Source organism: Streptococcus cristatus AS 1.3089 (genome assembly GCF_000385925.1).
Classification (GTDB): domain Bacteria; phylum Bacillota; class Bacilli; order Lactobacillales; family Streptococcaceae; genus Streptococcus; species Streptococcus cristatus_B.
Window position 1 is genome coordinate 1,372,540 of the sequence record NC_021175.1, and the last position, 17,680, is coordinate 1,390,219.

Below are 17,680 nucleotides of genomic sequence, written 5' to 3' on the forward strand. Positions count from 1 at the left end.
AGTGGGTTCTATTACGCTGATTTCATCAGCTTTTACAGTCCTACTCAACTGTGCGGAGGTGGGATGACGAAATCGAATTCTAACGAATTACCGATTTCTGTCCCACTCTATGTCGGCATTATTTTCTATGCTTATCTGGATCCCAGACAAAGCTTGCGAGGAAACTAAAAATGAAGGTCAGAATACCAATCAAAGCGGCTGGAATAAAGGCTAGTGCTCGTAAAATCCGCCAGAAGATATTTGGTTTTTTACCTGTCTGATAAGGCGCCACTTCTGCGTCTAAACGGTCAAACTCAGCCTGAATCCGACGAGCCACTTCCTCAACTCCCTCATCGTTCATCTTTTTGATGTCAGAAATATCAATAGGATTGCCGAAGTTCATATCCACGCGCTCACCAGCTGCCAAGCCCTTGAGGCTCATGGGACCAGCATAGACTACTGGCATGATACGGACTTTAGCCATCTTGGCAATCACTGCCACTCCTCCCTTGACATCTGTAGAATGGCGGCTGCCGCTCGGGAACATAATCAGGGAACGATTGCTCTTTTTCAGCATATTGACTGGGTACTTGATCGCTGACGGACCAGGATTTTCCCGGTCAATAGGAAAGGCACCACACATGCGAATCCACCAGCCGAACACCCGATTTTCAAAGAGCTGTTTCTTGGCCATGAAAATGAACTGCTTGGGCTTGGTCGCAAAAGCCATGTAAACCGGATCCCACCATGTCCGGTGAGGAGCTACCAAGATATAATTTTCATCTTGTGAAGGAATCTTCTCTTTATTATGGTAATGGGCATTGCCGTTTAAAGCCCAGAGGATAAAAATTACCAATCCTCGCAAATAGGTATAAAACATAAACTCTCCTTATTCAAACTGTGATTGTACTTGAAATTTATTACATCCTTTCTCATTATACCCTATCCCATTATAGTCTGCAATATTTTTCCAAACTTTGGCTGTAACAGCTGATTCTGATAGCTATTTCTATAAAAAAATGGTATCATTATTTTCATGAATAAAAAAGAATTAATTGGTTTAAACCAAACACAAGTAGATGAAAAGATTTCGCAGGGCTTGACCAACGATTTTACAAGTGACACCAGTACTAGTAACTGGCAAATCGTTAAGCGGAATGTTTTCACCCTTTTTAATGCCCTTAACTTTGTTATTGCTGTAGCCTTGGTCTCTGTCCAAGCCTGGAGCAATCTGGTCTTCTTCGCCGTCATCAGCTTTAACGCCGTCACTGGTATTATCACGGAGCTGCGAGCCAAACACATGATTGACAAGCTCAATCTGGTCAGCCGAGAGCTGGTCACAGTTGTCCGCAACGGCCAGGAAGTTAAGATTCAGCCAGAAGAAATTGTGCTGGGCGACCTGATCAAGCTGTCAGCTGGCGAGCAGATTCCCAGTGATGCCCGTGTAGTAGAGGGTGTTGCCGAGGCCAATGAAGCCATGCTGACAGGGGAGAGTGACTTGGTTCTCAAGGAAGAAGGCGCTGAGCTGCTGTCTGGTAGCTTTCTGGCCAGTGGGCAGATTTATGCTGAGGTACACCATGTCGGTGCAGACAACTATGCTAACAAGCTCATGACTGAGGCTAAAACCCTCAAGCCTATCAACTCGCGGATTCTTTACAATCTTGCGAAAATTTCCCGCTTTACCGGAAAAATCATCATTCCTTTCGGATTGGCACTTTTCTTTGAAGCCCTGATGATAAAGGGACTGCCTGTCAAAAACTCTGTCATTACCAGCTCGACAGCTCTTTTGGGTATGCTGCCTAAGGGAATTGCCCTGCTGACAGTCACATCACTCCTGACAGCTGTCATCAAGCTAGGTATGCGTAAGGTTCTTGTCCAGGAAATGTATTCTGTTGAGACCTTGGCTCGAGTGGATACTCTCTGTCTGGACAAGACTGGGACAATTACCCAAGGTAAGATGACTGTTGAAGCCTTGCATAGTTTGTCAGATAAGTTTTCTGATGAGACCGTCAGCCAAATCTTAGCAGCTTATATCCAAACCAGCGAGGATAATAACCCAACTGCCCAGGCTATCCGCAAGGGATACGGCCACCTGAAGCACACCTATACCAGCGACAATGTTATCCCATTTTCTAGTGACCGAAAATGGGGCGCTATGCATTTATCAAGTGTTGGAACCATCTTTCTGGGAGCGCCCGAAATGCTACTGAACAGCAATCCTGCAGCGGTTGGAGAGGCTCAAAAACGCGGATCGCGGGTTTTAGTGCTGGCTCACAGCGACCAAGTGCTAGATAAACACAGTATCCAACTGCCTGAAGATATGACCGCTTTAGCTGTTTTGGAAATCACTGATCCTATTCGTGAGGGAGCGGCCGAGACCTTGGATTATCTACGCTCTCAGGATGTTGATCTGAAAATCATCTCTGGTGACAATCCTGTGACCGTTTCCCATATTGCTAGCCAGGCTGGATTTGCCAACTACGCCAGCTACATCGACTGCTCTAAAATCAGCGATCAAGAACTGGTTGAGCAGGCAGAAGCAACAGCCATCTTCGGCCGAGTTTCTCCTCATCAGAAGAAGCTGCTGATCCAGACTCTCAAGGCTGCCGGTCGGACAACAGCTATGACTGGAGATGGTGTTAATGATATCTTGGCCTTGCGTGAAGCGGACTGCTCCATCGTCATGGCAGAAGGTGACCCAGCAACTCGGCAAATTGCCAACTTGGTTCTTCTTAACTCCGACTTTAACGATGTACCTGAGATTCTTTTTGAAGGCCGCCGGGTCGTTAACAACATCGGACGGATTGCTCCGATTTTCTTCATCAAGACCATTTATTCCTTCCTCCTAGCTATCATCTGTATCGCCAGTGTCCTGTTAGGCAAACCAGAATATCTCTTGATTTTCCCATTCATTCCGATTCAAATCACCCTGATTGACCAGTTTGTCGAAGGCTTCCCACCCTTTGTCCTCACCTTTGAGCGCAATATCAAGCCAGTTGAAAAGCACTTCCTCAAACGCTCCCTGCAGCTAGCTCTGCCAAGTTCCCTCATGATTATCTTCAGTGTGCTATTTGTCCGTATCTGGGGCAGCAACCATGGCTGGAGCGACATAGAAATGTCCACCCTGACCTACTACTTGCTAGGCAGCATCAGCTTCCTGTCAGTTATCCGGGCCTGTCTGCCACTCAACCTCTGGCGCGCTCTTCTGATCATTTTTTCAGTCGCAGGCTTCTATCTATCAGCCTTTGTCCTGCAGCACCTATTGGAAATTGCAACGCTGACAGCCGCAACCTTGCCAGTCTATCTGATTCTCATGGTTTTCTTTATCGGAATTTTCATCGCTTGTACCATCAAGCAAAAATATGAATTCAACTAAAATTCGCACCTGACTATGTCTGTCAGGTGTTTTTTCCTATAAAGTTTCTTTTTCTTCTTTGGAATAGCACTTAATCATGCTATAATGTTGGTATGACAGAAGCAAAATTAAAAGACGGAGAAAGAGTTAATCAGCTCTTTTCCACTGATATTAAAATCATTCAAAATAGCGAGGTCTTTAGCTATTCAGTCGATAGTGTCCTGCTTTCCCGCTTTCCAAAGTTACCCAAGCGAGGGCTAATCGTCGATCTCTGCGCTGGAAATGGTGCTGTTGGTCTCTTTGCTAGCACACGGACTCAGGCCCAGATTCTAGCAGTGGAAATTCAGGAGCGTCTGGCCGATATGGCCCAGCGCTCCATTGAACTAAATGACCTTGCTCAACAGATGCAGGTTATCCATGACGACTTGAAAAATCTAGGCAACCACATCTCTGGCAGCAAGGTTGATATCATTCTCTGCAATCCTCCCTATTTCAAGGTCGATGAACATTCCAATCTCAACGGTAGTGAGCATTATCTTCTAGCTCGTCACGAAGTCGCTACCAACTTAGAAGAAATTTGCACGATTGCCCAGCGAGTCCTCAAGTCCAATGGTCGCTTAGCCATGGTCCATCGTCCTGACCGATTTTTGGATATTTTAGAGACCATGAAAGGCCATAATCTAGCGCCCAAGCGCATCCAGTTTGTCTATCCCAAGCAGGGTAGGGAAGCCAACATGCTCTTAATTGAGGCTATTAAAGATGGTTCACCGGACGGTCTGAAAATCCTCCCACCTCTCTTTATCCACGAGCAAGACGGCAGCTATACACCAGAAATTCAAGAGATTTACTATGGAAAATAAAGCCTATATGTACGTCCTTGAATGTGGAGACGGCACCCTCTACACAGGCTATACAACTAATGTAGAAGCTCGTCTCAAAACACATCAGGCTGGAAAAGGAGCCAAGTACACCCGTGCCCGATTACCCGTCACACTCATCTATCAAGAAGAATACCCCGACAAATCTGCAGCCATGTCGGCTGAAGCCCTCTTCAAAAAGAAGAAACGAGCTGAAAAACTAGCTTATATAGAAGAAAAACGTAGCAAGTCCTAAAACTTACTACGTTTTTTGAATTCTAAAATCAAGATTAGATGCGTTTCTTCCAAGAAGTCGCAGTCTGTTGAAGAACCTTGTTGAGCTCATCAATGTTTTCAAAACCGGTTGTACGAAGCCACTTACGAGCTGCTTCTTCGCCTTGCTCAATATAGTCTTTGACACTGCCAGCCCAAGTCGCACGTCCGCAGAGAACGCCGTTGAAGTTAGCACCTGACTCATGCGCAAAAACAAGTGTTTCTTGGAAAAGTTTAGCAGATACACCCGCACTCAAATAGATATAAGGCAGGTTAGTCGCCTCATCTTGTTCCTTGAAGAAAGCAGCTGCTTCAGCTTTTGTATGAACTACTTCGCCATCGCCAAAGCCTTCAACGTATTTAACGTTAACTGGGACTTCTACTTTCAAGACATCAATGTTGAAACGCGGATCAGAGAAAACTTTCATCGCTTCAATAACCTTGCGCGGTTTCACTTTAGCATATTCTACGCTAGAAGCATCCGCAATCTTTTCATCATAAGCCAAGATTTCAAGGAAGAAAGGAATGTCTTCAGCTACACACTCAGAACCCACGCGCTCGATATAAGCTTGCTTTTGTTGATTAAGTTCATCTGAGCTATCCACATCATAGTAAAGGAGGAATTTCACCGCATCCGCACCTTGTTCTTTGATGCGTTTTGCAGACCAAAGATCCAAGCAGTCTGGCAGGCGCTTCGTGCTAGAAGTATCATAACCTGTCTTCTCATAAGCCAACAAGAGACCAGCATTCTTGTCCAAAGCTTTAGTAGCAGGTAGTCCATACTCAGGATCCAGCAGCATAGATGAAGCGTAAGGAGTCAACTCTTCTGCAACCAAAACTTTCAGTTCTTCCATTTGTTCTACTGTTGGTTCTGCTTCTTGGTGTTGAGCCATGAGACGTTTCAAAGCACCGCGTTGGTCAAAAGCTAAGGCAGAGATGATACCATTCTCATCAGAAAGTTTTTCCATATATTTGCGTTTTTGTTCTGTTAATACCATATTATACCGTCCTTACATGTAGTTGTTTGTATAGTTCGTCATAGTTAGCCATATTGACATGACCAGTCATTTTTTCTTGGGCATTGAGCATGCCGAGCACATTTGCCTTTGTGAGCAATGCCTCGTCAGCTTCCTTATGGTAGAGACCTGAGGAAATACCTGCCACCGTTGAGTCACCTGATCCGACAGGATTGACTACTTGGATTTTTGGAATATCCACTTTATAGAAAGTATCACCATGTTTGGCAAAAGCACCGTCTGCACCAAGTGATACGATAATCCATTCAATACCTTCAAATAGCGGTTCTGAAAGAACTTCTTTTAGCTCATCCAAATCTTTTGAAACTTCTCTTCCAAGAAGTTGTGACAATTCCTCGTTATTTGGTTTGATAACTGTCGGTTTATGTTCTGATTCTAAAACGGCTTGAAGGGCTGCACCTGAGCAGTCTAGAACAACTGGTTTCTCTGCTTTATTAGCAAGCTCCACCAAGTTTGCATAATAGTCAACTGGAAGACCCGCTGGCAGGCTGCCTGAAATAGCGACTACTTCAATATTTTCCAATAATTCTTTGAAGTAAGCTAGGAAATCCTGCCCTTCTTTTTCAAGAACTTCTGGGCCTTTTTCAAGGATTTCTGTTTGGTTTTCTCCGTGTAGAATAGCAATACAGTTACGAGTTTCACCTTGGATAGAGAAGAAACGTTTCGCCACTTTATCATCGATATTCTCTACTAGATATTCTCCAAGTTTACCACCGACTAAACCAGTGGCAAGGACAGAATCACCAAATTCTGAAAGAACACGTGTAACATTGAGCCCTTTACCACCAGCTGTCTTGGTCACGTCCACCACACGGTTGACAGTATCAATCTTCAACTCATCCAAAGGATAGGAAATATCAATGGATGGGTTCATAGTGACTGTTAAAATCATAGGTCACCTCTTAGTCGTGGTACTCACCACGATCCCATTTTTCGAGGAATTCTGTAAAGAAGTCAGCGTCTGCTTGATGAGCATTGTGGCTTTCCACATGGGCAATCTTAGCAATCAATTTTTTATTTTCTTCAGTTGGTTTGTATTCAGCATTGATGAAAGCTTCAATGATATCGCACATAAGCAATTCACCAGTAATCTTACCACCGAAACCGATAACGTTGGCATTGAGCTCTTCTTTCGCATAAAGGGCAGAAGTCATGTCGCGTACCAAGGCAGAACGAACACCTGGAACCTTGTTTACAGCGTTGTTGATACCAACACCTGTACCACAGATACAAACACCAAGGTCAGCTTGTCCGCTAACCACTGCTTCACCAACCTTTTTACCAAAAATTGGGTAATGAGTTCGTGTATGGTCATATGTACCGAAGTCAATGACTTCATATCCTTTTGATTTCAAAAAATCTGAAACCGCCATTTTTTCATTGGTAACGATATGGTCACATCCAATTGCAATTTTCATTATTTTTACCTCTATCTATTCTATATCTATCCACTATATTTGTCATGCTAAATAAAATCAAGATTCCGCATGAATGGCTTAAGTTTAGCAAAACCAGCTAACAATCTGGTCTCTTGATTTTCACAGAGCATTAGCACATCTTATTCAGCATGTCGACCCGGATTTGATGGCGTCCACCATCGTACTTACCATTAACAAATCCTTTAGCAATATTCTTCGCCAATTCGTCCCCAACAATTTCAGCACCCATTGTAATCATGCGTGAGTTGTTGTGTCCGCGAGTCATGTAAGCAGAACGTTCGTCTGATACTTCTGCCGCTACCATACCTTTGATTTTTGTTGCAACCATAAATGGACCAGCACCGTAAGCATCGATGACAATTCCCAGATTCTCTTCCTCTTTCTGAACTTCTGAAGCAACTGCCAAAGTCACATCCACAAAGTCTTGTCCTTCTGCCGTCACATCAACAACTTGGAAATTTTCTTTTTCCAAATAACTTTTCACGAGATCCTTCAATCTCAAACCTGCAGCATCTGCACCAATGATAATAGACATGTTAAGTCCTCCTTTAATTTTCTATGTATTTAAACAAAATGTTTCAAAACATCCAATATTAGTTCTCTCACAAGTTTATAATACAACATTTCGTGTTCGGTGTCAACATTTTATGTTCGTTTTTAAACATTTTTAAAATTATTCTTTAAAAAATAGTAATATCAAATCCAATTTCTTCTTTTTTACCTGCTGGGAGCAGGCGAACGTTTTTCTTGTCTTCTAAGCAATCTCCCTCCTCTAATGAGGTAGACAAGCCTGACCAAGGCTCCAAGGCTATAAATGGTCCTTTATTGACAGTTGACCAGATAATTAGATTTGGAAATTCTTGAAAATCCAATCGCAATCCTTTTTCATGCTTCCGAGAACGAAGGGCAACGGTCCGTGATTTTAGTTCATCAAGAGTCACTGCATCTTGAGCAAAGAGAGCATAGTCCAAATCCAGTTCTTTTTGATGATCTAGGAAGCTTGTACGTTCCAGAAAGTTCAACATTCCAGTTTCAGGATAGGAGAGAGGAACACTGCAAGTTTCTTCCTCTTCAAACTCCAAATAGTAATCTTCATAATTTTCATCATCAAGTAAAGGACAGTTAAAGCCGGGGTGGCCTCCGATAAAGTAAGGCATGACCTCACTATCTCCTAGATTTTCCACGATATACTGGGTACGAAGCTTCTTACCAGTCAAGCTATAGTGAATCGATAAGCGGAAATGATAGGGATAGTTCTGAAACATCTCCTCTGTATTCTCAATAGCAAAGGTCACACTCGTATCCGTTTGTTCAACCACTTCAAATTCTTTCTTGCGAACGAGACCATGCCGAGGAATGACTCCACTCGCTTTTTGACCATCTTTTAACTCATAGTGAGCTGTGTCATTGCGCAAACTCCCACAAATGGGGAAAAGAACTGGAGCTTGACCGCTCCAATAAGTTGCATCACCCTGCCAGAGGTATTCCAAGCCATCCTTATCCTTGATTGAAGAAAGCGCTCCTCCCAATTTCTCAAACTGCACTGTCAATTCATCATTTTGTAGCACAATCACCATCCAAATTTCCTCTCTACTTCAGAGAAGAAGCCAGACTTCTGACCTCTCTCTGCATAGCTTTCCTATTCATTACATAGGAAAAGCTAGATTATCAACATTCCCATTTGGAAATGGACAATCTAGCCTCCCAAGTCTTACAATATTTAACAATAGTTAACGGATATTATTTTGCTTTTGCTGCGTATTCTGCATTCCGTTTGATCATTTGCTTTCTGTACCAAGCAAAGATTCCAATATAAGCACCAAGGAAGACAATAGCACCAATGATTGCTTTGATATCACCTGTAGTAGTATTACCAATAGTCCAACCCAAGAGTTTTTCGATTGGTCCTTCAAGTGTTGAGTGAGTAATCAATTGAGTTTGGCTAACTCCTTCAGGGAAAGCACCAACACCTTTAGCAAGTTCTGTTGCAAATGGTGCAATAAGTGTACCTGAGAGAAGGAAGAGTGGTAACAAGAGAGTTCCAAAGACAATCATACGAAGCAATTTACCACGTGTAACAACCAGAAGGGCAGGTGTCACACCCATTGCGATGATACCAGCCAACGGCAAGATACCGTTTCCTACATTAGAAAGCAGAACTGCTTCAATCAACATGATTGGGGCAAGTACGTTAGCGCAGGCCCAGATTTCTGCACGACCAGCGATAAATGGCCAGTCAAGACCGATGTTGAATTTACGTCCTTGAAGACGTTTTGTTGCTACGTTTGTAATACCTTGTGAAAGTGGTTCAACGGCTGCGATAAACCATGATCCGATAAGTGAGAAGAGTTCCAAGCAGACACCGGCAGTCAAACCAAGAGACAACCATCCTTTGATAACAAGTGACCATTTTGCTGCTTCGGCAACGTCAGACACTGGGTGCGGAGTTCCCATGATACCGATAACTACACCAAGAAGGAAACCGATAAAGAATTTAGATCCCCAGAAACCAATTCTCTTGTTCAAAGCGGCAGCATCGAAGTCATATTTGTCCAACCCAGGGAAGAATTTGTCGAAAATCTTATCCAAAACCATGATAACAGGGTTCATCATGTAGTTCATGTGAGTTGAAGTCATTGGTGATGAACTTGGCGCATTCAACAAATCATCAAAAGTGGGCTTCATCAAGTCAGAGTTGATAATCTTCAAGACACCAACCAAGACAACTGCTAAAGTTGCAATCAAGAGTGATACAGCAGGACTTACATGGCTCTTATCTGCATACCATTTGATGAGCAAACCAGTAATTGACAAGTGCCAGATATCAAAGATATCCACGTCCAATGTATCTGTTTTCTTCATAGCTAACATTGCTACATTGACAATGAGCATGATGAGCAAGAAGTACAAGGTCCATGGAGAACCCCAAGTGATGGTTGCAAGTGGCGCCCAACCAACGTCTGTGATATTCAACTGGATACCAGTGTTTTCAACGAATTTAGCAAGTGATGCTGAGAAAGCTCCGTTGAGCATACCGATGATGGCACCGATACCAGTAAGAGCGATGGCAAGTTTGATACCACCTTCAAGCGCTTTGGAGAATTTCACTCCAAATAGTAAGGCCAATACTGTCAAGATGATCAGCATGATGATAGGACCACCCATTTCCAAGACTGGCTTGAAAATCTTATTGGCTAGGTCAATAATGACATCCATAATAATTCCTCCCTTTTTTTGTTATATGAATGTTAGCAAGATAAATAAACGATTAGCTTAGTCCGTGCTCTTTAATAGCTGCTTCAATATTGTCAAAGACTGGAGCGCTCATTGCAGGAATACGGAACAAGATTGGTCCAGCTTCGACAACTGGAATTCCTGGTTCAAAACCAAGGTCTGTTGCAGCGATTGGTGTGAAGATATCATAGCCTTTCATAAGGTCTTCATTGACATCCTTAACCATCACCGCGTCACAATGCACATCATAACCGCGGTTTGACAATTCTTCCTCAAGAGCACTCTTGATTTGGTGACTTGAGTTTACTCCTGCTCCGCAGGCTGCTAAAATTTTAATCATAATAAAATCCTCCGATTTATTTATTTAATGACATCTGAAATATATTGGAACAACTCTTTCTCAGAGTTTAAATGAGCTAGACCAGCGAGATTTCCTTCGCTAGTGAAGAAATCCATCAACTGAGCCAAGATATTGGTCTGGCTTGAGCTCGAATTGTTAATAATAAAGAACAAGAGAGACACTTCAACGGCTTGCGTAGGAGAAATCATATTGTGGAAAGTTACTGGCTGATCCAGCTTGACAACTACCACATTTTCAGTCAAGTTATGCGCGATGTCCGTGTGAGGTATGGCAACATTCGGCAAATCTTTGCCTAAAAATTCCATATCCAAACCAGTCGGAAATGACTTTTCTCTTTCAAGTAAGGCCTTTCGATAAGAAGAAGTTACGACTTCTCTTTCTTCTAATAAATCAGCTACTTGATGAAAAAGATCTTCCTGATTATCAGCATGTAAACAAAATATCAATTTTTCATCAAATAATTGGGCAAGCGCCATTTCATCACTTCTCCTTTTTTGTTTCTTTTTGTTCGTTAATTAATTATATCATTATGTGATAGCGCTGTCAATAGTTTGTTTTGTTATTTTTTGTTTATTTGTCGCATGATTTTATAGCTAGATGTTTGCATGCAGATAGGCTATTTAACAATTCTACATCGAACAACGGATAGAATAATTCGAAAATGAAATTATAAAATCTTGAATATTGCATAAGAGTTTTTAGGTAAAATGATTGGAACGATATCTTATCCCAAACAAAAAGCTACGAAATTCGCAGCTTTTAGACTCTTAGATTGATTTTTACTAAAAAGCATCCGATTATAGAACATTGGTGTAGGAACTATATTTAGCTCTCACCTTCGGCGAAATGTGATCATCAGTCACAATTGCATCAATATTGTCTAAACGGTAAAAACTATAGAAAGAATAGCTATCAAACTTGCTGTTATCTGCTACGATATATTTTTCAATTGCATTGTTAAGAATGATGGCATTCCCATTTCCTTCTTCTTCATTGGCAGTCGTCACATTGTGACCGTCAATTCCGTTCACTCCAATAAAGGCCTTGGACACCTTAATTTCTTGCAGAAGTTTATTGGCAAACTGCCCGACAAAAGTCTGGGTCTTGACCCGATAGCGCCCTCCAATTAAAATCAAATCAAAATTTGGGTAATCCTTCAATTTTTCGAAAATAGGGAGAGAATTGGTCACAATGCTGATATTTTTCCCCTCTAAATAATCACCTATAAAATCTGTTGTGGTACCTGATCCGATAAAAACAGTATCCCCTTCAGCAATCAGATCCGCACATTTTTTAGCAATCAGCTTCTTTTCCTCGATATTTAACATCGTTTTTTCAGAATGCGAAGCTTCATTCAAGCTATCTTTCACTTTTTTATGAGCTCCACCATGCACCCGAATCAAAAGTCCTTGCTTCTCAAGATCAATCAAATCTCGCCGAATGGTCATATCTGTTACATTCAGCAATTCTTTCAGATTTTTAACAGACACAACTCCCGTCTGGTCCAGCTCTTGCAAAATCACCTTATGACGACTTTCCTTCATGTACAATCCTCCTTGTGGTTGATGTCTATAGACTTCTCACAAAGTCTATTTTTCTTGTCAGGTTCCTTAGACACTTCAAATCACCTTAATGTCCATGCACCCTTTCTTACTTCATTATACTACAATTTTCTCATATAAACAAAAAAATGTATACTTTTTTTCAAAAAAATAGAATATTGTTTGATTATGCGTTTTCATTGTGACTTTTTCAAACAAATTATGGAAGATATCGTGATTCTCCTCAATAAAAAAGAGGCGGGGACAAAAGTCCTAGCCTCTCAATTGTCTTTGGATTGTCGAGCAAGACGCAGTGGTTGAGTGAGCTCTACTACGCTGATTTCATCAGCTTTTACAGCCCTACTCAACTGTGCGGAGGTGGGACGACGAAATCGAATTCTAACGAATTATCGATTTCTGTCCCACTCTCTTTCTGTTTATTTATCGCCTTTATTGCGGATAACAAAGCCGGTTTTCTTTTCACTAGAAGTACGGTGCGGATGCTTGTTCCCTCTGCTTTCGAAATCACGACTATTCTTGTTTGACTTGCGTTTAAAGTCACGACGACCTCCATCTCGGTCTTCGCGTCCACCACGACGACCGTTGCCACGACCTCCCTTGCCTTTTCCGCCAAAGCCACCGCCAGACGGTTTAAATGGCAATGGTTTTTCACGGGCAATTTCTACCTCAGGAAGGGCATCTGGATCCTGCACCGTCAAGCTGAGGATATACATGGCCAGCTCTTCTGGGCTGAATTCTGCTGCCAGCTTGCGGGCATCCTTGCCGAATTTCTCAAAGTTAGAACGGATGCTTTCATCCGCAAAATCGCGTTCAATCTTCTTAAGAGCAACTTTTTTCTTAGCTTGAAAAGCTTCTTCCGCAGTCGCAGGCTTAAGGCCTTTCATGCGCTTCTTGGTCAGATTTTCGATGATTTGCAGATAGCCCATTTCATTTGGTGCTACGAAAGTGATCGACTGACCTGACTTGCCAGCACGACCAGTCCGACCAATCCGGTGAACGTAGCTTTCTGGATCCTGCGGAATATCATAGTTGTAGACATGGGTCACACCAGAAATGTCCAAACCACGCGCAGCCACATCTGTCGCTACTAAGACATCCAGATTGCCATTTTTAAAGTCGCGGAGGACACGGAGACGCTTGCCTTGGTCCAAATCACCATGGATCCCCTCTGCTCGGAAACCACGGATTTTCAGGCCACGAGTCAGCTCATCCACCCGGCGCTTGGTCCGACCAAAAACGATAGACAGCTCAGGCTGCTCCACATCCATCAGGCGAGTCATGGTATCAAATTTTTCATTTTCCTTGATACGGATATAATACTGATCCACCAGCTCCGTCGTCAACTCTTTAGCAGCAATCTTAACATGCTCAGGCTCCTTCATAAACTGCACACCAATGCGCTTGATGGCATCCGGCATGGTCGCTGAAAAGAGCAAGGTCTGACGTTCTTCTGGTAAACGGGAAATGATAGACTCAATATCTTCCAAAAAGCCCATGTTAAGCATTTCATCCGCTTCGTCCAAGATTAAGGTTTCAATCTGATTCAGCTTAAGTGCCTTGCGCTTGATCAAATCCAAGAGACGGCCAGGTGTTCCTACGACGATATGAGCACCAGACTTGAGGGCCTTGATTTGCTTTTCAATGCTAGAGCCACCGTAGACAGAACGTACCTTAACACCCTTGCTACGGCCAAAACGGAAAAGCTCTTCCTGACTCTGCACGGCCAATTCACGGGTCGGAGCGATAATCAAGGCTTGCACAGCAGGATTATCGGTATCAATCTTCTCTAAAGTTGGAAAACCAAAAGCTGCTGTCTTTCCTGTCCCTGTCTGGGCCTGACCGATAACGTCCTTACCTGCCATGGCAAGTGGGATCGTCTGCTCTTGAATAGGGCTTGCTTCTACAAAGCCAGCTTTTTCAATCTCTGCTAACAATTCAGCAGATAAATGTAATTCATTAAATTTCAATGTTCTTCTTCTTTCTAAAGGCGGTGCGAAGCCACCTTATAAGGCTCTTGATACTCAACTATCGAAACATACCAAGTGTTTTTTGCTTGCTAAATCTCGATTTTCTGAGAGTATTTGCTTTTCTCTTCATAAATATGGTCTCTCAAGTCTAGGCACTAAAAAAGCGCCGACTCGGTCGCTAGTTCCCACTGAATAGAAAAACTGTATTTCTGCAACTAATCTAGTATACCACAAAAGCATCTAAAAAGATAGAACTTGGCTGTAAAATATTTTATTAAAGAGCTCTTTTATAAAAAATGAAAACTTGAAAATCATTTTCAAAAATAATATAATTTATAAAGAAGAAAGGAGACAGGTATGAATAGATTTTTACGAGTGACTTTCATTTTACTTTTCTTAGCTATGCTGGGTGCGGCTATGATCCAGATTTTCCAACCCCAGCTCTTGGGCAATGAGTCCATCTATGGTCTAGCTCCCTACTGGCAGCGGGAAATAGGTTTCTGGAATCTAGCTATTCTGCCTTTAGTCATTGCCACCAACATAAAATATGATTGGTTCTATCTGCGTATGACCTTGCTAGCACTGATTCTAGGTGGACTGGGCTTTGGTACCAACCATCTGCTGGGCTATCTTGAAAAAGCAAATCAAGCGAATCTACTAGGCTGGATTGAAAATTACCTGCTAGTCTGCTGCTGGATCATCGGTTGGGTATTAGAATCTAGAAAAGAAAAAATTGATATATAGAGTATCTACTAACTAATAGTGTAACGATAATCTATAATTATCATAGTTACACTATTGTTTTTATTCCTTATAAATTGTGGTCAATTGAAGAAAATATAAAATCTGGAGAAGATCATAAGGTTCTTCTCCTTTTTGATATGCAAAATGTTAATATTCTTATTTTGAAGTTTTCACAATTACGAAATCAAAAAAATTCTAGAAAAAATAAACCGATAGAATGAATCTACCGGTTTTTGAATATTATGAACTAAATTAACGGATTGTGCGGATGCGCATGGTGTTTGTACGAACCGCTTCACCCAATGGTACACCAGCAACGATAACGATATCGTCACCAGATTCAACCAAGCCTTGCTCTACTGCAATTTTCTCAGCAATTTCGAACATATCATCTGTTGTAGATGGACGCTCTGTCAAGACTGGAATAACACCCCAGTTAAGCATCAAACCACGCTCTGTCAATTCATCAAAAGTGATTGCCAAGATGTCAGCGTTTGGACGGTATTTAGAGATCAAACGAGCAGTGTGACCTGTCTTAGTCAAAGTAACAACCAATTTGATATTCATTGAATTTGTTGCGTCTTTAACGGCTGAAGCCATAACTTCAGTCTTAGAATGACGCTCAAAACTGTCAGTTGTCAAACGGCCGTATTCATTCAAAAGAGTTTGAGCGTTCTTGTCGATAGTTGCCATTGTGCGAACAGACTCAAGTGGGTATTTACCATTTGCAGACTCACCTGAAAGCATAGTTGCGTCAGTTCCGTCGATAACGGCGTTAAATACGTCTGATACTTCTGAACGAGTCGCACGTGGTTTTTCAGTCATGGTTTCAAGCATGTTTGTTGCAGTAATAACTACTTTACCTGCTGCATTGACTTTCTTGATGATTATTTTTTGGTAAACTGGAACCATTTCGAATGGTACTTCGATACCCATGTCACCACGAGCGATCATGATACCGTCAGCAGCTTCGATGATTTCATCCAAGTTGTCGATACCTTGTTGGTTTTCGATTTTCGCGAACAATTGAACGTGACCGTTACCAGTTTCTTCACAGATAGCGCGAACTTCGTTAACGTCTTTTGCAGTACGTACGAATGAGATGGCGATGAAGTTGATTCCTTGCTCAAGACCGAAGCGGATGTCAGCGTTGTCGCGCTCAGCAAGTGCTGGGAAAGGAATCTTAGTGTTAGGGATGTTTACACCTTTTTGTTTTGCAATAACACCATCGTTTTCAACTTCTACTTCAAATTCACGAGTTGCATCGTCTTTTGCAATAACACGAAGACCAAGTTTACCATCGTCAACCAAGACTTGGCGACCAACTTCAACATCGTCGTAGATATCAAGGCCACCAGCAACGTTCAAAGCAATCACATCGCGTGTTGATTTGATACCTTGTTTAGTTGCAACACGGATTTTTTCACCTGTTTTGTATGAATACTCTTTTGCATCGCCTTCAAACAATTCTGTACGAATTTCTGGACCTTTTGTATCAAGAAGGAAACCAACTTTTTTACCAGCAAGTTTTTCAGCAAGTTTAACAGTTGCCATACGGTCACCTTGCTCTTGGTGGTCACCGTGTGAGAAGTTGAAACGGAAAGTATTTGCACCAGCTTCAATCAACTGAGCAATGTTTTTAGCTGACGCTTCAACGTCCAGTTTTTCACCCCAATATCCGTCATCACCGAATTTTTTACCACCGCGGATTTCTACCGCAGGACCTAAAGTTGCAACAATTTTTACGCGTTTGTTCATGATTTTAAGAAACTCCTTCTACTATTTAGGGATTTTTCCCTGATTGACCAATTAAATATTAATGCTGCGGTTGAGCTCTGCCAAGTCGATATCAGCTTTATGTGGATTGTTAACGACGATTTTGCCGTCTGCAGTTAGGCTAAAGAGTGCGCCTTCTTCTGCAGTTCCCAAGATTGGGCTTTCCACCATTCTTTCGTTACGGATACCTACTGCAACACCACCGATACCTTCCTTAAGAAGGGATACAGCGTGAGCCCCCATACGAGAAGCCAAGACACGATCGCGAGCAGTTGGTGAACCACCACGTTGGATGTGACCAAGTTCAGTTACACGGAGATCACTTGTATCACCAGCTTCTTTGAGTTTTTTACCAAACTCATCTGCTGACATGACACCTTCAGCAAGAACAATGATATTATGCTTCTTACCTTTTTCGTAGCCACGTTTGATGCTGGCAACGATATCTTCAATCTTGAAGCCCTCTTCAGGAATGATAATTTCATCTGCACCTGTAGCAATACCTGCCCAAAGTGCGATATCTCCAGCGTTACGTCCCATTACTTCAACAACGAAAGTACGACGGTGACTGGATGATGTATCACGGATCTTGTCGATCGCGTCCATTGCAGTTGTAACAGCAGTATCAAAACCGATAGTGAAATCTGTTCCGACAATGTCATTGTCAATAGTTCCAGGTACACCGACAGCTGGGAAGCCATGCTCTGTTAAGCGCATCGCACCATGGTAAGAACCATCTCCACCGATAACAACTACACCTTCAATACCGTGTTTCTTCAGTTGTTCGATTCCCTTTAATTGCCCTTCAAGTTTTGCAAACTCAGGGTAGCGTGCTGAGTGAAGGAAAGTTCCTCCACGAGAGATGATATCTCCAACTGAAGTTGCATCAAGTGGATAAATATCTCCAGCAACCATTCCAGCATAGCCACCATAAATTCCGTAAACTTCCATTCCTTCGGAAATTGCTTTACGAACAACTGCACGAATGGCAGCATTCATACCAGGGGCATCTCCACCACTGGTCAAAACAGCAATACGTTTCATTTCGTAATGTGCTCCTTTATCTTTTTAACATTCTTATAGATTATACCACAAT

17 protein-coding genes are annotated in these 17,680 nt (G+C 42.3%); 4 read left to right on the forward strand and 13 right to left on the reverse strand.

Annotation, left to right across the window (positions count from 1 at the left end; genetic code table 11):
* Window positions 1–118: 118 nt before the first annotated feature.
* Complete coding sequence (locus I872_RS06805; protein WP_015605402.1) at window positions 119–859, reverse strand: lysophospholipid acyltransferase family protein; 741 nt, start codon at window positions 857–859, stop codon at window positions 119–121.
* Between the two features lie 156 nt (window positions 860–1,015).
* Between I872_RS06805 and I872_RS06810 the strand changes: the two genes are divergently transcribed.
* The 3 genes from I872_RS06810 to I872_RS06820 all read left to right on the forward strand — a co-directional run bounded on the left by I872_RS06810 (window position 1,016) and on the right by I872_RS06820 (window position 4,447).
* Entirely contained in the window at window positions 1,016–3,355 is a 2,340-nt protein-coding gene (locus tag I872_RS06810) for a cation-translocating P-type ATPase (RefSeq protein ID WP_015605403.1), read from the forward strand.
* Between the two features lie 92 nt (window positions 3,356–3,447).
* Window positions 3,448–4,194 (forward strand): tRNA1(Val) (adenine(37)-N6)-methyltransferase, encoded by a 747-nt coding sequence (locus tag I872_RS06815; protein WP_015605404.1) that lies wholly within the window; start codon window positions 3,448–3,450, stop codon window positions 4,192–4,194.
* A complete protein-coding gene (locus tag I872_RS06820) occupies window positions 4,184–4,447 on the forward strand; it encodes a GIY-YIG nuclease family protein (RefSeq protein ID WP_015605405.1) in 264 nt (87 codons plus the stop codon). The genes I872_RS06815 and I872_RS06820 overlap by 11 nt, the downstream gene beginning before the upstream one ends.
* A 34-nt stretch (window positions 4,448–4,481) precedes the next feature.
* On the opposite strand, the gene lacD is transcribed toward I872_RS06820, so the two are convergent.
* The 10 genes from lacD to cshA form a co-directional block, all read right to left on the reverse strand.
* Window positions 4,482–5,462: a tagatose-bisphosphate aldolase gene (gene lacD, locus I872_RS06825; protein ID WP_015605406.1), complete on the reverse strand. Its 981-nt coding sequence runs from the start codon at window positions 5,460–5,462 to the stop codon at window positions 4,482–4,484.
* A gap of 1 nt (window position 5,463) precedes the next feature.
* Window positions 5,464–6,393, reverse strand: coding sequence for a tagatose-6-phosphate kinase (locus I872_RS06830; RefSeq protein WP_015605407.1), 930 nt, complete (start codon window positions 6,391–6,393; stop codon window positions 5,464–5,466).
* A 10-nt stretch (window positions 6,394–6,403) separates the two neighbouring features.
* Window positions 6,404–6,919 carry a galactose-6-phosphate isomerase subunit LacB gene (lacB, locus tag I872_RS06835; protein ID WP_015605408.1) on the reverse strand — a complete coding sequence of 172 codons (516 nt, stop codon included), beginning with the start codon at window positions 6,917–6,919 and terminating at the stop codon, window positions 6,404–6,406.
* Between the two features lie 130 nt (window positions 6,920–7,049).
* Entirely contained in the window at window positions 7,050–7,475 is a 426-nt protein-coding gene (gene lacA, locus I872_RS06840) for a galactose-6-phosphate isomerase subunit LacA (protein ID WP_015605409.1), read from the reverse strand.
* Between the two features lie 145 nt (window positions 7,476–7,620).
* Entirely contained in the window at window positions 7,621–8,517 is an 897-nt protein-coding gene (locus I872_RS06845; RefSeq protein WP_041826817.1) for an aldose 1-epimerase family protein, read from the reverse strand.
* A 163-nt stretch (window positions 8,518–8,680) separates the two neighbouring features.
* A complete protein-coding gene (locus tag I872_RS06850; RefSeq protein WP_015605411.1) occupies window positions 8,681–10,156 on the reverse strand; it encodes a PTS galactitol transporter subunit IIC in 1,476 nt (491 codons plus the stop codon).
* 52 nt (window positions 10,157–10,208) lie between these two features.
* Window positions 10,209–10,514, reverse strand: coding sequence for a PTS sugar transporter subunit IIB (locus I872_RS06855; protein ID WP_015605412.1), 306 nt, complete (start codon window positions 10,512–10,514; stop codon window positions 10,209–10,211).
* Between the two features lie 20 nt (window positions 10,515–10,534).
* A complete protein-coding gene (locus I872_RS06860; protein ID WP_015605413.1) occupies window positions 10,535–11,011 on the reverse strand; it encodes a PTS sugar transporter subunit IIA in 477 nt (158 codons plus the stop codon).
* A gap of 321 nt (window positions 11,012–11,332) precedes the next feature.
* On the reverse strand, window positions 11,333–12,079 hold the full coding sequence (locus I872_RS06865; RefSeq protein ID WP_015605414.1) for a DeoR/GlpR family DNA-binding transcription regulator: 747 nt from the start codon (window positions 12,077–12,079) through the stop codon (window positions 11,333–11,335).
* 434 nt (window positions 12,080–12,513) lie between these two features.
* Complete coding sequence (gene cshA, locus I872_RS06870) at window positions 12,514–14,064, reverse strand: degradosome RNA helicase CshA (protein WP_015605415.1); 1,551 nt, start codon at window positions 14,062–14,064, stop codon at window positions 12,514–12,516.
* A gap of 357 nt (window positions 14,065–14,421) precedes the next feature.
* Between cshA and I872_RS06875 the strand changes: the two genes are divergently transcribed.
* Complete coding sequence (locus I872_RS06875) at window positions 14,422–14,808, forward strand: hypothetical protein (RefSeq protein WP_015605416.1); 387 nt, start codon at window positions 14,422–14,424, stop codon at window positions 14,806–14,808.
* Between the two features lie 252 nt (window positions 14,809–15,060).
* On the opposite strand, the gene pyk is transcribed toward I872_RS06875, so the two are convergent.
* The gene (pyk, locus tag I872_RS06880; protein WP_015605417.1) at window positions 15,061–16,566 is read right to left on the reverse strand and encodes a pyruvate kinase; all 1,506 of its coding nucleotides are present in this window, start codon (window positions 16,564–16,566) and stop codon (window positions 15,061–15,063) included.
* A gap of 51 nt (window positions 16,567–16,617) precedes the next feature.
* Window positions 16,618–17,628 (reverse strand): 6-phosphofructokinase, encoded by a 1,011-nt coding sequence (gene pfkA, locus I872_RS06885; RefSeq protein ID WP_015605418.1) that lies wholly within the window; start codon window positions 17,626–17,628, stop codon window positions 16,618–16,620.
* Window positions 17,629–17,680 lie beyond the last annotated feature (52 nt).